Origin of the sequence: Chondrinema litorale (assembly GCF_026250525.1) — a bacterium.
Lineage (GTDB): Bacteria > Bacteroidota > Bacteroidia > Cytophagales > Flammeovirgaceae > Chondrinema > Chondrinema litorale.
This window is the reverse complement of sequence record NZ_CP111044.1, coordinates 230,929-245,247: the sequence shown is the minus strand read 5'-3', so window position 1 is coordinate 245,247 and position 14,319 is coordinate 230,929. Positions and strand designations below refer to the sequence as shown.

Sequence of the window (14,319 nt, the reverse complement as noted above, 5' to 3'; positions counted from 1 at the left end):
CTGCTTTATACGCCGATGCCACCATCTATGGTAATCTCCTGCCCGATAATGTATTGAGGAGCTGCACTTGCTAGATAACTAACCAAATTTGCTACTTCTATAGAAGTTCCCATTCTTTTAAGTGGGCTTCTCGACATGCGCTCTTCAAAATAACCATTGTTTAGGTTTGAAGTCATGTCTGTCTCGATTAAGCCAGGAGAAACACAGTTTATAATCACTCCTGAGCGAGCTACTTCTTTGGTAAGTGCTTTAGAGAATGAAACAATGGCTGCTTTTGATGCTGAATAAGCTGATTGACCCGGATTGCCTTTTTGGCCTGATAGGGATGTGATATTGATAATTACACCGCGCTTCTGGCGGATCATCATCGGTAGTACATTGCGACAAGTATTTACCACACTAGCCACATTGGTTTTTACTACTTTCCACCATTCATCGTCTGTAGTGAACATAAACGGGCGGCTATTACCAAGAATTCCTGCATTGTTTACTACTACATCAATCTTCGGAAATTCTTTTTTGATATTTTTAAATAAGCTGGCTACTTCTTTACTATCGCTCATATCGCACTTAAGTGCTTTTGCTGTCGGTAAATTGTGTTCTGCGATTTCATTTACGAGTGACTCAGCCATTTCTACCTTGCTTAAATAGGTAAATATTACTCTGTAACCTTGGTGAGCAAGTTCTAATGAGATAGCTCTTCCTATTCCCCGAGTGCCACCGGTTACAAGGGCTATTTTTTGATGTGCTTCCATAATTGCTTTTCTGATGTTAATTCAATTTGTGTATGTATCTGATTTGTTAGTGATTATCGACTTAGGAATTAATCTTCTTCAACTTGATCTTTATAGCGACCTAAAGCATGCTCTAGTGGTGCTCTTCCCCAGTGAGGTTTAATGGTGTTTTCGTCTGCGATATTTTCTGCAAAAAGTCTGGCTGAGTTATCGAATAATCTCTTTGCAGCTTCAGGGCCACCACCAAAATCAGCAGGAACATTGTACAAGTTTTGAGCTAAGAGATAGTAAGCTCTTGGGTTGTTTTTGTCTATCGCACAAGCTTCTTTGAGGTAAGAGTTAGATTTGGATACGAATTTCATTCCACGACCCATTACATCTACTTTAATTCTACTGCTATAAGAAAGCGCTTTTAAGCATAAAATCTCTGAGTTATTTGGAGAAAGAGAATCAGCAACTTCGAGATACTTGTTAGCCTTTTGAGCTAGTACATCTATTTCGTTGATGTCTTTGGTAACCATTGCTTGGTTAATCTTGCTGAAAGCTGCGTAGTAGTAAGGCAACCATTTGTCTTTTTCTGCGAGTGCAATTCTTTCAAAGTTATTAGCCATCGTTAAGAAAGTAGCTTCTGTAACTGCCGTATCTAATATTTGAACATTCTCTAGCACAGCAGCTTCGTAAGCATTGTCTTGAGCAAGTACAACAGCATAAGTAAATGCCAATGTTAATAGGGTGAAAATCAGTTTTTTCATGATAATAAAGTTTTAAAAGATTGAATGAATGATTTATAAAGTATTAGTGGTTGATTAATATTTCTTGAGTACCATACTGGTGGTATTGCCTCCCAAATGGATAGAGTTTACAATAGCGTAGTTGATTTTATCTTTTACCTCTACACTTTCTTCAGGAATGATGATCTGCTTATTTACACCTTCCAGCACTTGATTTGGAAAGCCTGTGCCTGGCACCATTTCGTATTTTACACCCAGTGCTCCAGTAGCCAGTGAGAGTGTGGCCGATGCTCCCAGTGTTTCACCAGTTTTAGATTTAATAGTGGTGTAGTAAACCTCTTCTTTTTTACACACATTTTCGATGGCTTTCGCTTCGTAGCTTTTTACCTGCCAAGGCAAGCAAGAACCACCCACCACCAAATCCACATCGTTTTCACTTATACCTGTATGTTGGATGGAATCTAACATAACAGAAGCTAAGTCGGTATGGGAGCGCTCTGTTAGCAAGTGGTTTCCAATACCATCGCATCCGGTAGAATAGCCCAATACTTCCGCATAGATAGGTGCATTTCTTTCGAGTGCGTGCTCTAGTTTTTCCATCACTACAAAGGCAGAACCTTCGCCAAGAATAAGCTTTCCTTCTTCTTCGGGAGTACCTAGTTTTTCTTTGAGAGAAACATATTCTCCCTTTTCATTTTTGGGAGATAAAACTTTATCACTCAATACATAATTGAAAAAAGTAGAATCTCTTAGTTCATCAAAACCGCCACAGATCATTACATCTGCTTTGTCGTCTTGCAGCAGATCGAAACCATAAGCTGCGCTGTTTTCTCCCAAAAGCATAGAGCTTGGACCTCTTAATTTAAAGAAGCGGGTTACATCTCCCAGAGCACAATTGGCCACTGTCTTAGTAAAGTTCAGCGGACTTACCTTATCTGCACCTCTTTCATACAGTTTAGTCAAGTAACTCTCGACCGCTGCATTAGCAGCTATATCTGTATTTAAGATCAACCCTAATCTTTCTGGTGAGAATGAAGGTAGGTCTAGCTGTGCGTCATCAATCGCCAAATGACAGCCCAGCATAGCCAATTGCGAATACCTCAGGGGAAATGGAAAACGTAAACCAGCTAAATAATTCTTTATTGAAAACTCTGTGCAAACGCCACAGTATTGTTTTTCTATTTCTTGGTATTCCCACTTTTCTCTAAGCGAGATACCAGATAAATTTTGAGTAATTTTATCGATAAACGAAGCTTTTCCCACACCCATGCTAGACACCGTTCCAACTCCGGTAATTACAATTCTTTGTTGATTTTCCATGATGTTATTTTTTTGATTGTTGAATAAAACAGGCTTTTATAATCAGGAGATATGGACAGTTACGCTGCCTTTTGCTGCTACTTTGCCTTCGCAAATTACTTTGGCATCAAACTCAGAGAAACCCATTAGTTTGTGTTTAAACTTTACTTCTATTTGAAGTTTGCTCTCTGGCCTTATTTCTTTGTGAAAAGACACATTTTTAATTTTGATAGCTCTGCCAGAAGCTGGTTTCTGCGGAACCTGAACTTGTTCGGAATTACCAAAGTTGAGGGCTTCTAATCTGCCATATAAGCCGCAGGTTTGGAACATCATCTCTACCAGAATTACACCTGGTAAAAGTGGGTAGCCCGGAAAATGACCTTGGAAAAAGATTTCATCTTTGCCAATCTCTTTATTGGCTGTGAGTGATTCACCAAACTTAAAGTCAACGATATTATCTACCAATAAAAATGGCGGGCGATGTGGCAATAGCGTTTCTGGTTTGGGGTAATCAATTTTCGTTTCGGTAATCATGATTTTGAGTTTTAAAATGTTGATATTTTGGGTTGATCTTTCTTAAAATTCTTTGACTAATTGGACTAAATCCACCTCTTTCGTTTCAATATCCACCGACTTCTGGTGAAAAGCGATACAACACACATAATCGGTATGAATATCTAGCTGATGGATGTAATAAGTATTTTGACCTTGATAGTAAATATTTTCTGGGCAGTAAATCTCTGTAAAAGCCATTCCAAGTCCGTTTCCATCTACTTTTCCTATTGCTTCTTTCTTCGCCCACACAGTAATCTTGCTATGATTATCCATATCTTGATCTTCTAATGGATGGAGAAAAAAACTCGATGCTCTTTTACTAATTTTAACTACATGTTGTATATCTATTCCCACTTTACACTGGGGGGCAATGGCGCAAATAATGATGTCTTTTGAGTGCGAGATATTAAAGTCTATCTGTAAGTTTTGAAAAAATGGCCTGCCATTTCCAGAATAATATATCTCTTGTAAAGCATCTTCATAATAACCCATATCTTTTAAACCATGTGATAACAACAACTTGCCCGTGAGTGATAATGCTCTTGCTCTTTCTGCTTTATACATAGACAGACGCTTCTTTAGCAATGGTGGAAAGCGATCCATCATGCTTGCCACCAGTTCGGCAGAGGGTAACTGATCTATCTTTGTATAATATACCTGACAACTTTTGAGCATAGTTATTTTTTTATCAATTGCCTATTTTGCGACTTTAACAGAATTGGCTTTTAGGAACTCTATTTTCACTTTTTCCCATGCATTAAACTGGAAGTGCTCGCACAGTAACAAGTAGACCGATTCGTGCGTGAGCTTGCAAGCTGGCATGGTGACTATAGAAATAATGGTTTCGCCATTTTTTACATCTACTATGGCTTTTAGCACTTTTCCAGTACTGTAGATTGCATTGGCTATTTCTTGAAACCAGATACTGCGACCTTCTACTACAATCTGGTTTTTACTTCTGCCCAACACAAAGAGTTTTCCTGTTTCTGAGAAGTAAGCCATGTCTTCTGTGAGTATACTTTGTTGTGGCTTTACATGAGGAGGTAACTCATGCATATATCCATTCATTACCGAAGGGCTTTCTATTAACACTCTGCCAATTTCATTCGGTTTGGCATTGTTGCCTATGGCATCCAACACCCTCATTTTCACACCTTCTAGTGGATAACCTACTGAATCTATTTCCGGATCTGTTGGCGTTTCAACTTTGTAAGTACTCACTCTTGGTCCAGCCTCTGCAAGTCCATAAGTTTTAATAAATGGACAGCTAAAAACATTCATAGCTCTTTGTAGAGACTCTTTTTCTATGTGATTCCCTCCTACTGTTATAAATCTTAGTGAGCTAAAATCACCAGTAAAAAATCCTTTCTCCTGCATGTAATTGATCTGTCGAATCATTGGCGGCACAGTAAACAAAGAGGTTGCTTTACTAGCAGGAATCAATCTTGGAATTTGGGTAATGGCAAACCTTGCATCTGCCAATACAATTTTACTACCTACATACAAATGGCTGAGAAACTGAGCGATTAAACCGTAAGAATAGTTCATGGGTAAAGCCATTATGGTAGTATCATCTGGGCGAATCCCAATCGATTTTACATTGGCTTTTATGTTGGCAATGGTGCCAGCTGCACTCAGTTTTATCACCTTGCTAATACTCGTGCTTCCAGAACTGGTCACAAGCAAAGCGGTATCTTCTAAGTGCTTATGAGAATTATACTGACCGTTTTTAAATAGAAAGCTGATATTGAATATAGATTCGCATTTCAGCTTTCTTTCAATCAGAGATTTATAAAGTGCCGAACTAGTATTTTTTTCGTGAGCTAGATAGCCATAGCAGTTCAATTTTTCGAAATCGATGGCATTTTCTTGTAATTCATTTACAATAAGCGGAATGGCTTCGAGCTGTAAAAGTGCTAAGAATATAATAGATAGTTCTATAGAATTTGGGAACGAGAGCACAATGATTTTTCCCTTATCAATTCCCTGTTTTTCTAGCTCTTTTGCATAGAGGTTTACTTTTGCCCATAGCTCGCTATAAGTAATGCCTTTTCCGCATTCGATGAGTGCAACTGAGTTACTACAATTCTCTTTAAGAATATTAATGATGGAATGATTCATATTTTTATCATAGCAAAGGTTTAGAAAATTTGGGTTTTAAGACGCCAATTTAGATTGAATTAAAACCCGTTTTTCTATCAGGTTTTGTAAGAGTGAGTCAGAGAGATTTGCAGCTATGCTGTACTCAGGATTCACGGTTTCCCGCTTATCCAAAAAGCTTAATAACTCTTCGTTAATTTCGTAGGCACTATAGGTTGCCCTATTAAACAGAAAACAGTTTTCGTCAAGTTTAAAAAGGCTATACTCCGTTTTATTGAAGACTAAATTTTCCACAGCTCCGCCATTATCTGTTGTATTTTCTATACTGATAACTCGCTTTATATTATCCCAGTCGAGGTATTTATGCACATAGAGCCAACCCTCCCATTGGTCGTAATAAGTGAGCAGTTTTTCTTCGAGTATCTTATACAAATAAGAGGTAACTGTGTAGCAATAATCTTCTTTTCCTTTGGTCCACTCAAGTGGATTAATCGGATCATAAAATTTGAGTTTTACGTCTTGTTCATGGTCATCATACCAGGAGATCACCGGAATAACAGGCACTTTTGCGGCATAAGAAAGGGTGGTAATTCCCTTTCTCGAATAGAGGTTTTGATGTAAAAAAGGAATATTCAAAAATTGAGGGTCTTTTTTATAGATACCTCCTACTCCGGTGTTGCCATCCAGGTATGCTACAATTGATCTACCAGATCGAATGTGTTTAAATAGTCGGATGGCAATGTCGTGTTGTTCTGCTGCTTCGAGCCCAAAATAGGACGATTGGTTAAAGTTGGCATGTATTGAGTTTACAATTTCAGTAACTTTTATGTGCTGCTTATTATAGGTGTTTTGGTCTACCAAAAGTACAAAGTCTTTGCCTGCACTGGCCAATACCCCTATGATTGACCGGTAAGAACCCAAATGATAAGTACAGTATATAGCTGGTGTTTGTTGTTCTAGACAACTTGTGTCGCCTAAGCGGTTAATATTGTTTATAAGGTCAGGATACGACGGTTCTGTCACAAGCCGTGAGTTATTGTAGAGTATGTTATAGTATATGTTTTCATGCGATGATTCTGGAACAGTTGGCAAAAAGTTGGAAAGATTTGCTGATAAAAAATTGAAATCTTTTAATTGCTTCTTTTCTTTTTTAAGCTGCTCGCGTTGGGTAATATGCTCTTTGAGACGATGATAGTTTTGTTTGTAAAGTTGGCTGCTGATAGTTTCCATAGGGGTATTTTTTTAGTCGTTGATAATTGAAATAGATAGCGATTGACTTAGTGTTAGGTTGAGTTTATTAGCTAAATGTGCAAGTGCTCAAATAATCTTTAGAGATATCGATTGAAACAGATTGTTTTAAAGCTTGTAACTGAACTACAAATCTGCTTTTACCATTTTCTCTTACTAGTATGCCTTCTGTTCCTGCAAACTGGCCTTTGGTAATTGTTACTCTGTCGCCAATGTGGTAGTTATCTGCTGTAGAAGAAACTACTGGGTTTCCACAAAGTACTTTTTTGATTGATTCAATCTCTTCTTCAGGAATTGAAACTGGTGTGCCTCCAAAAGAAATGAAGTTTACTAAACCTCTCACTTTCATTAAATTGAATCTCTCTTGCGAGCTAGTTTTTACAAACACATAGTTCGGAAAAAGCGGTGCTTCAATTTCTTTTTTGCGATCGCTCCATTGGCGAACTTCTTTTTGCATGGGAAGAAATGTTTCGTAACCCAATTCATTTACTTTGTTTCTAACTTGCTTTTCAGCTTGCGGATATGTGTAAACAACATACCAAGACGGATTTAAATGAGCGTTTTTTTTCATGGTTTTATAGTTTTTGCGTTTTCTTCTTCTTTGGATATGGCTTCGCCACATTGGGTCACAAGCCCTATTTTTAATACATTATATGTCTCCTCCGCCTCTTTCAGGTTTCTTAAAAACTCTGGAGCTTCTTTCTTTTTGTCTTCCCTTCATCTCCTTTGTTATTTCAAAGATGCACCAGAATATTCGCCATTTGAAAATTATTACACGAACCCGCTTTTTAGAAGTACAAATATTTGAAAAAAGATTTTTGAGATGTTTATGATGGATAAAACCCCAGTTTTGGAGGTATCAACCAGGAATAATTAACAAGGCCTTGTACGAATCTTGTTTTTTCAGCTTATGAACTCGCTTTTTTTAATAACTAATTAATAGTAATTCTGGATTTGAAGGATATTTTCTATATTACCCAATAGAAAAATTTGACTTGCTATACCATTATGAAACCAGACTACAACTTTCATCCTAAGCTTATACTACGCACACCTACACTGCCATTTCAAGGAGATGTTAGCAAAGAAGTCATTATTCGCCATTTGCAAGATGCCCACTTTCTAGAAGCACTTTATTTGGCATCACCCAGTGTATATAGTAAATGTCAACTTTTAGTAAATAATCAAATAACCAATCCTAAAGAGGAGCAGAAAATCCTAAACACACTTATAAAGTATTATACACGCATGTTTAGTCGCTGTACTCCTTTTGGTTTGTTCGCAGGTTGCACAGTGGTTAATTGGGATGAAAGTCAAAATCTGAAAATAGATACAAGTAAAAAGCAACAGCATACCCGTTTGGATATGCATTACCTCTGTGCACTATCTCAACATTTGGCACAAAAAAAATTTCTTAAATATGAATTAAAGTATTTCCCCAATAGCAGTGTTTATAAAATTGGAGATGAGATACGCTATATAGAATACCAATATGTAGATGGCAAGCGCATCCATCAGATAAGTGCAGTTGAAAACTCTGAGTATTTGCAAAAAGCTTTTGAGATATGTAAAACTGGATGTAACCCTCAAAATATTGCTCCTTATATAATAGATGATGAAATTGATAAAGACACCGCCCTTGAGTTTATAGAACAACTCATCTCTGCACAACTCTTAGTAAGTGAGTTAGAGCCAGCCATCACTGGTGAAGAGTTTATCTATCAATTATTAAAAGTATTAGAGCGAATCGAGAGTTCGAATCCAGATGAAGAGTTGCAACAAATCATTCATCACCTTAAACAAATTGATGAACTACTCAAAAGTATTGATGGAGGTAATGGTAATAACCTAGCTGCTTATGAGGAAATTATAAGCATTTTGGAAAAACTGGAAGTGCCATTTGAACAGAATAAGCTTTTCCAAACAGATACGATTTTTCCAGATGAGGAACAGAAATTGGATATAAAGTATCAACAACAAATAATGGAAGCTTTTGAGCTGCTTCAATACCTCACACCCAAAAGAGATAATAAACTGCTCGAAAATTTTATAAAGGAGTTTTATACTCGATACGAAGATAAGGAAATGCCCTTGCTGCAAGTCTTAGATACAGAATCGGGCATTGGTTTTGGTGAAGTTGATAATAGTGGCAATACACCATTAGTAGAAGATATTGAATTGAATGATGATCACATCAAAACAACAAAGATTGAAAGATCGGTAGCTGCACAGTATTTATATGAGAAAGTAAGAGCCGCAGAAAAAAATGGTCAATTCTGCATTCAACTAGATAAGCAAGTTTTTAATAAACTGCCTAAGCAAGAGTTTAACTTATCACCTTCTCTTTCAGTCATGTTTCGCATGTTGGATGATGAAAAGCTTTTTATAGAATCTTTTAGTGGTTCGAGTGCTGCCAATTTGCTTGGTAGGTTTGCACATGCAAATCCTAAAATCGATGAAGTAGTAAATGAGGTTACGGAGCTTGAACAAGCTAAAAATACTGATGTGATATTTGCAGAGATTGTTCATTTACCAGAAAGTAGAATTGGAAACATTTTGTTAAGACCTGTTTTTCGCGAATATGAGATCCCCTATCTCACAAAATCTGCTGTTGCGGCTGATCAACAAATTAGCTTACAAGACTTATATATATCTGTAAAAAACAATCAGCTTGTATTGAGGTCTAAAAAATTGAATAAGGTGATAGTACCTCGATTGAGTTCGGCACATAATTATACAAACCGATCAATGCCGATTTATCATTTTTTGGCTGAACTACAAAATCAAGGTTTGCAGACTTATTTACAATTGCAGCCAGATCACAAGCAAATGGGCACTGCATTTATTCCGAGAATCATTTATAAAAATATCATACTCTACCCTGCTACTTGGAAGTTGCAAAAAGATGAGTTTAATATGTTGATCAAAGGAAAAGATATACCAGAAGCTTTAAAGCAATTTCAGCAAAAATGGAATTTGCCTCGCTATTTTGTTTTGGCAGATGCCGACAGAGAATTAATGATTGATCTTGAAAATGACTTAATGACCAAAGCTTGGATTGACACGATTAAAAACCGAGATGAGATAACACTCAAAGAATTTATTTTTGATAAAACTAAAAACCCTATAACCGATGCTAATGGTAAACCCATTGTAAATCAGTTTATATCGAGTTTAATAAAACAAAAAGCAGCACATCAGATTAAAATAATTGCTGAAGATAAAGCGGATAACCAAGTACAACGAGAATTTTCTCTAGGTTCTGAATGGTTGTACTATAAATTGTATTGCGGAGTTGATGCAGCAGATAAAATACTGGTTGAAACGATAAAGCCACTTATAGAGCTACTTCGATCAGAAAATCTAATAGATAAATGGTTTTTCATACGATTTATAGATCCAGATCATCATATAAGAATAAGATTCCATTTACCCAAAGTCTCTGTTATTGGCAAGGTAATCTTGCAGATAAATACATATCTTAAACCTTATGAAGAAGAAAACATCATTTGGCAAACGCAAACTGCTATTTATAGAAGAGAACTAGAAAGGTATGGTAAGAAAAGCATCACCGAAATCGAAAGTCTTTTTGCTGCTGATAGCCAGTTTATATTAGAAGCACTAGAACAATTGGCATTTAGCGATGAGGCTACCCATCATCGTTGGCTGTTTGGTATAAGTGCTTGCAATGCTATTTTGGATGTTTTCAATTATACCTTATCTGAAAAATTAGAAATTAGTAGAAAACTCAAAACTGCTTTTGCAGAAGAGTTTAATATGGACAAAAACCTAAAACTTCAACTTGATAAAAAATATAGAAGTTTCCGTCCTGATATTTCGGCTCTGCTTAACCAAAATACGCCAGAAGAAATAGATTTTCTTCAATTCTTATGTGAACCTTATAAAAAATTAAAATTACTGGCAGAAAAGATAATGAGCTCTCATAATAAGCCTTCGCTAGACGGTGCTGTTAGTAGTTTACTACATATGCATCTAAATAGGCTTCTACCTGCAAAACAGCGATTACACGAATTATTGATTTATGACTTTATGTATCGACATTATATGTCTCAACAGGCAATATTGAAGAAAAAGAAAGATTTTTCTCATGGTTAATCTTTAGAGAAACATCTTTCGCAGAGAGTTGAATTTATTTTTTGCCGCCCATAATTTTCTCTTTCAGCACCTCAAAAAATGGTTGACGGTAAGTATCTCCTAGTGGTAGATAGGCTTTCATATTATAAAGTAGAATCTGGTTACCATCTACCGCTTTTATCTGATCTAATGCTACAATGTAAGAGCGATGTACTCGCATAAATTTCTTTTCTGGTAGTCTTGCTTTTAGATCTTTAATATTCAGTAGTGTTACAACTCTTTCACCATCGCTAGTATAAATGGAAACATAATTCTTAAGACCTTCTACATAGGTAATGTCTTTAAAATTGACCTTCACCATTTTTCCCTTGTTCTCTGTTTTTACAAAGATGTAATCGTCTTCATTTTCTTCTGGCTGCCAATCGGGCATATTGAAAATATCTTTGTTAAGTGCTTTTTGAGCAGCAGTTAAAAAACGTTGAAAAGGAATTGGTTTTAGCAAGTAATCTAGGGCTTCGTATTCGAAACCTTCAATTGCAAATTCGCTATAAGCTGTGGTGAAAATTACTTTACATTTGCCTCCAAGCATCTTAATAAGATCTATTCCTGTAAGATGTGGCATTTGGATGTCCATAAAAATAAGGTCAATCTGGTGATTATTTACCAGTTGCAATACTTCCATGGGGTTAGTAGTGGTTTCAATGAGTTTTAAAAATGGGGTACGCTCAATATACTCTTTAAGAATATTAATAGCACCTTGTTCGTCGTCAACGATCAGACATGTAATCATAGCATTATCTTTAAGTTAGTTGAGTAAAATTCTCCTTCGTTTTTTGTATCAAATGAGTAGTTTGTTCCATATATAGCATCGAGTCTTTTTAAAGTATTGGTAAGCCCAACACCCGAAGACTTTTCTGCCGGAATAGCCCTTTTCTTATTAAATGTACTAAAAATAAGATAATCATCCTGAACTTCCAGTGTAATGATGATCGGATGTTCTAAATCGTTGGCATTTCCATGTTTAAAACAATTCTCCACAAGTGTAATAAGCACCAATGGTATTATCATTCTAAATTGGGTATTACCAATTATCTCAAATTTAATTTGCAAGGTATTCTCGAAACGTAGTTGATTAATGGCGATATAATTCTTAATGTGTCTTACCTCTTCTTCTAACATCACTTTCCCTTCTATATCTTCTTGAAAAGCATAGCGCATAATATCTGAAAGTAAGAGGATGCCTTCGGCAGTTTTCTCTGATACTTTATGAATCTTAGAATACAGGAAGTTAAGTGTATTAAATAAAAAATGTGGATTAATCTGGCTCTTTAGCATCGCTACTTCTACCTTTCTTCGCTCCTTTTCAGTTTTAATAAGATTAGTTGCAAACCAATATCCAATACTCAACATAATAAAATATCCACCACGCCAGATAGATTCTGCTAAAAAACGATTCGATGTTCTAAACTCATATACCAAGTCATATCCAAAAAGTGGGATAATATATATTTTCAAAAAATACCTTAGTGATACAAAAATCGCAATGGTTAATAATAGACTAGGAACAAGTAACAAATACTTTCCTCTTTTATAGAAGTTTGGAAAAATTACTAGCGCATTGGTATAAAAAAGCGCAGCATAGAGTGAGAAGTTGAAGAATGTTTCCCAGAAATTAAAATAGTTACTATCTATAATAAATATCGTGGAGAGTTCATAAATCACATAAAAAATCCATACAAAGACATGGATTGAGATAGTCTTTAATTCTTTCTGCTTTAATTGGATCATACAGCACTAAATAATAAAAGCTCGGCGATTAGTTAATTATTATTCTAGTAAAAATAATTAATGGAAACAGCATAAACTTAAAAAAATATTTCCAAAATTCTGGCATAAAGTATTGCTTAAATTTTAGGGATTAATCATTTAAATAAACTTGTTTATCCTTTTTTCTAAAATATTCGTCCTATTCTTTTTGGTTGTTTGTATTGAGCAAAATCTAGATTTGTACAAAAAAACAGGGTATTTATACTAGCGATTTTCTGGTTTGTACTCCCAATCACCGTGTTGGTGTAATAATTTTTCTTATCGCTCCAATCCTTTGCATGTTTGTAATGTTGCTAGCGGACAAAAACTCAATAAAACTTATACAACCCTAATACAAAACTTTTACAAACATGAAAACGCAAAATTCTATCTCAAAAAAAATCGCCCTAAGAAAAAGAACAATAACAAAATTAGACACAGTAAAATCTGTAAATAAAAAACAATCGACTACGATTACAACGACAAGCACTATTTCTTTTTAAAAATTGTAACCAGCTATCTTTCAACCGGCTATACTAAACTTATTTATCAACTCGACATTATTAATTACAAAATGATAGATAAATGTTAAAATCAGAAGAATATATCGTAAGTATTAATTCTATAATAGAAAAACATTACAAAAACCTGAATGACTATTCAAGAATAGAGCTAATACTTTACTATTATACTCTTCATAAAGTATACAAGAAGGATGAATACGCTGAAAGATTTGAGTCCGTATTAAATGATTATTTGAAGTTGCTATCTAGCCATAGTTCTAACATTCATTCGCAAGCTGATCATTTTATATACGGACTCTTTATTTTATCTGAAACTGAAAATAAAACTTTGCTCAATTACACTACTAAAGAGCAAATTGAGAAAATTGATCATAACCTATTTAACTATGCTTATTCAGTTTTAGCAGAAAAACAAACAGATAATTTACAATACATTACTACCATTGTTAACTATTTCACTTCAAAATTACCAGAAGAGAGATATACTGAATATTTGAATCAGCTCTTACCACTTATATTTAATTGTATCGAAAAATATACAGATTACAATTCCAACCAGACTGAAACAAATGAACCGCTTTATTTAGGATTTGGAAATGGATTGGCTGGCTTATTACTTTCTCTAGTAAACATCCACATGGTTGGTATTAAAAATGATCAAACTGAAAAAGTAATTACAAAAGCAATTAAGTATATATTTTCGCTTAAAAGAGAAATAGATTTTTCTCCAGGAAATTACTCTATGTTCCCTTATCGTGTAAACAATCATAATAAAGACATTTCTTATTCATCACAATTGAGCTGGGCAAATAGCGATCTTAATCACTCTATTTTATTTTATAAATCAGATCAGATTTTACATAACCACAATTTGCACAGAATCGCAGAACTTATTGGTTTAAATACCCTTATTCGCAAAGATATTCCCTCTACTCAAGTGATGAACTCTTGCTTTTTTAATGGAGCTGCCGGCGTTGCAGAATCTTACAGAGCTTTGTATCAATTGAGCAAACAAGAAGCCTACAAAGAAGGCTACGAATATTGGATTGATAAAACCATGTTTTATTTAGATCAAGAAATAAAAGAGAACAAACACCTACATCCAAATTTTAACTTCCTAAAAGGCTTAACTGGTGTTGGGCTCACACTCCTATCTTATATTTCAGAAGAAGAATTAAGCTGGAACAAGCTTTTATTTGCTTGATATTTTCAGCTTATAATTCTTAT

The 14,319-nt window shown here is 35.2% G+C and carries 13 protein-coding genes; 3 read left to right on the top strand and 10 right to left on the bottom strand.

The genetic code is table 11. The features are described 5' to 3' along the window. Positions 1-5: 5 nt before the first annotated feature. From OQ292_RS21300 to OQ292_RS21265, 8 genes are all read right to left on the bottom strand, one after another. Positions 6-755 (bottom strand): SDR family NAD(P)-dependent oxidoreductase, encoded by a 750-nt coding sequence (locus tag OQ292_RS21300; RefSeq protein ID WP_284686451.1) that lies wholly within the window; start codon positions 753-755, stop codon positions 6-8. A 68-nt stretch (positions 756-823) separates the two neighbouring features. After that, positions 824-1,486, bottom strand: a complete 663-nt coding sequence (locus OQ292_RS21295; RefSeq protein WP_284686450.1) for a tetratricopeptide repeat protein — start codon at positions 1,484-1,486, stop codon at positions 824-826. 54 nt (positions 1,487-1,540) lie between these two features. Continuing rightward, positions 1,541-2,785, bottom strand: coding sequence for a beta-ketoacyl synthase N-terminal-like domain-containing protein (locus OQ292_RS21290; protein WP_284686449.1), 1,245 nt, complete (start codon positions 2,783-2,785; stop codon positions 1,541-1,543). A 42-nt stretch (positions 2,786-2,827) separates the two neighbouring features. Beyond that, positions 2,828-3,298, bottom strand: a complete 471-nt coding sequence (locus tag OQ292_RS21285; RefSeq protein ID WP_284686448.1) for a 3-hydroxyacyl-ACP dehydratase FabZ family protein — start codon at positions 3,296-3,298, stop codon at positions 2,828-2,830. A 42-nt stretch (positions 3,299-3,340) separates the two neighbouring features. Then, entirely contained in the window at positions 3,341-3,994 is a 654-nt protein-coding gene (locus tag OQ292_RS21280; protein ID WP_284686447.1) for a 4'-phosphopantetheinyl transferase family protein, read from the bottom strand. Positions 3,995-4,015: 21 nt separating this feature from the next. Beyond that, the gene (locus OQ292_RS21275; RefSeq protein WP_284686446.1) at positions 4,016-5,440 is read right to left on the bottom strand and encodes a class I adenylate-forming enzyme family protein; all 1,425 of its coding nucleotides are present in this window, start codon (positions 5,438-5,440) and stop codon (positions 4,016-4,018) included. A gap of 36 nt (positions 5,441-5,476) precedes the next feature. After that, entirely contained in the window at positions 5,477-6,649 is a 1,173-nt protein-coding gene (locus OQ292_RS21270) for a lysophospholipid acyltransferase family protein (RefSeq protein WP_284686445.1), read from the bottom strand. A gap of 67 nt (positions 6,650-6,716) precedes the next feature. Next, a complete protein-coding gene (locus OQ292_RS21265; RefSeq protein WP_284686444.1) occupies positions 6,717-7,238 on the bottom strand; it encodes a UpxY family transcription antiterminator in 522 nt (173 codons plus the stop codon). 437 nt (positions 7,239-7,675) lie between these two features. Here OQ292_RS21265 and OQ292_RS21260 point away from each other — a divergent pair, with 437 nt between their 5' ends. Next, the gene (locus OQ292_RS21260) at positions 7,676-10,783 is read left to right on the top strand and encodes a lantibiotic dehydratase (RefSeq protein WP_284686443.1); all 3,108 of its coding nucleotides are present in this window, start codon (positions 7,676-7,678) and stop codon (positions 10,781-10,783) included. Between the two features lie 34 nt (positions 10,784-10,817). Here the strand turns inward: OQ292_RS21260 and OQ292_RS21255 are convergent, their stop codons facing one another. Next, positions 10,818-11,552 (bottom strand): LytR/AlgR family response regulator transcription factor, encoded by a 735-nt coding sequence (locus tag OQ292_RS21255; protein ID WP_284686442.1) that lies wholly within the window; start codon positions 11,550-11,552, stop codon positions 10,818-10,820. After that, complete coding sequence (locus OQ292_RS21250) at positions 11,549-12,550, bottom strand: sensor histidine kinase (RefSeq protein ID WP_284686441.1); 1,002 nt, start codon at positions 12,548-12,550, stop codon at positions 11,549-11,551. The genes OQ292_RS21255 and OQ292_RS21250 overlap by 4 nt, the downstream gene beginning before the upstream one ends. 389 nt (positions 12,551-12,939) lie before the next feature. Here OQ292_RS21250 and OQ292_RS41115 point away from each other — a divergent pair, with 389 nt between their 5' ends. Together OQ292_RS41115 and OQ292_RS21245 are read left to right on the top strand one after the other, a co-directional pair. Next, complete coding sequence (locus tag OQ292_RS41115) at positions 12,940-13,071, top strand: class I lanthipeptide (RefSeq protein ID WP_431733779.1); 132 nt, start codon at positions 12,940-12,942, stop codon at positions 13,069-13,071. An 82-nt stretch (positions 13,072-13,153) separates the two neighbouring features. Beyond that, entirely contained in the window at positions 13,154-14,296 is a 1,143-nt protein-coding gene (locus OQ292_RS21245) for a lanthionine synthetase LanC family protein (protein ID WP_284686440.1), read from the top strand. Positions 14,297-14,319: the final 23 nt, after the last annotated feature.

Bases quoted from the DNA above. Each gene is read 5' to 3' on its own strand.
- OQ292_RS21300 (WP_284686451.1), bottom strand. From the start codon at position 755: ATGGAAGCACATCAAAAAATAGCCCTTGTAACCGGTGGCACTCGGGGA.
- OQ292_RS21295 (WP_284686450.1), bottom strand. From the start codon at position 1,486: ATGAAAAAACTGATTTTCACCCTATTAACATTGGCATTTACTTATGCT.
- OQ292_RS21290 (WP_284686449.1), bottom strand. From the start codon at position 2,785: ATGGAAAATCAACAAAGAATTGTAATTACCGGAGTTGGAACGGTGTCT.
- OQ292_RS21285 (WP_284686448.1), bottom strand. From the start codon at position 3,298: ATGATTACCGAAACGAAAATTGATTACCCCAAACCAGAAACGCTATTG.
- OQ292_RS21280 (WP_284686447.1), bottom strand. From the start codon at position 3,994: ATGCTCAAAAGTTGTCAGGTATATTATACAAAGATAGATCAGTTACCC.
- OQ292_RS21275 (WP_284686446.1), bottom strand. From the start codon at position 5,440: ATGAATCATTCCATCATTAATATTCTTAAAGAGAATTGTAGTAACTCA.
- OQ292_RS21270 (WP_284686445.1), bottom strand. From the start codon at position 6,649: ATGGAAACTATCAGCAGCCAACTTTACAAACAAAACTATCATCGTCTC.
- OQ292_RS21265 (WP_284686444.1), bottom strand. From the start codon at position 7,238: ATGAAAAAAAACGCTCATTTAAATCCGTCTTGGTATGTTGTTTACACA.
- OQ292_RS21260 (WP_284686443.1), top strand. From the start codon at position 7,676: ATGAAACCAGACTACAACTTTCATCCTAAGCTTATACTACGCACACCT.
- OQ292_RS21255 (WP_284686442.1), bottom strand. From the start codon at position 11,552: ATGATTACATGTCTGATCGTTGACGACGAACAAGGTGCTATTAATATT.
- OQ292_RS21250 (WP_284686441.1), bottom strand. From the start codon at position 12,550: ATGATCCAATTAAAGCAGAAAGAATTAAAGACTATCTCAATCCATGTC.
- OQ292_RS41115 (WP_431733779.1), top strand. From the start codon at position 12,940: ATGAAAACGCAAAATTCTATCTCAAAAAAAATCGCCCTAAGAAAAAGA.
- OQ292_RS21245 (WP_284686440.1), top strand. From the start codon at position 13,154: ATGTTAAAATCAGAAGAATATATCGTAAGTATTAATTCTATAATAGAA.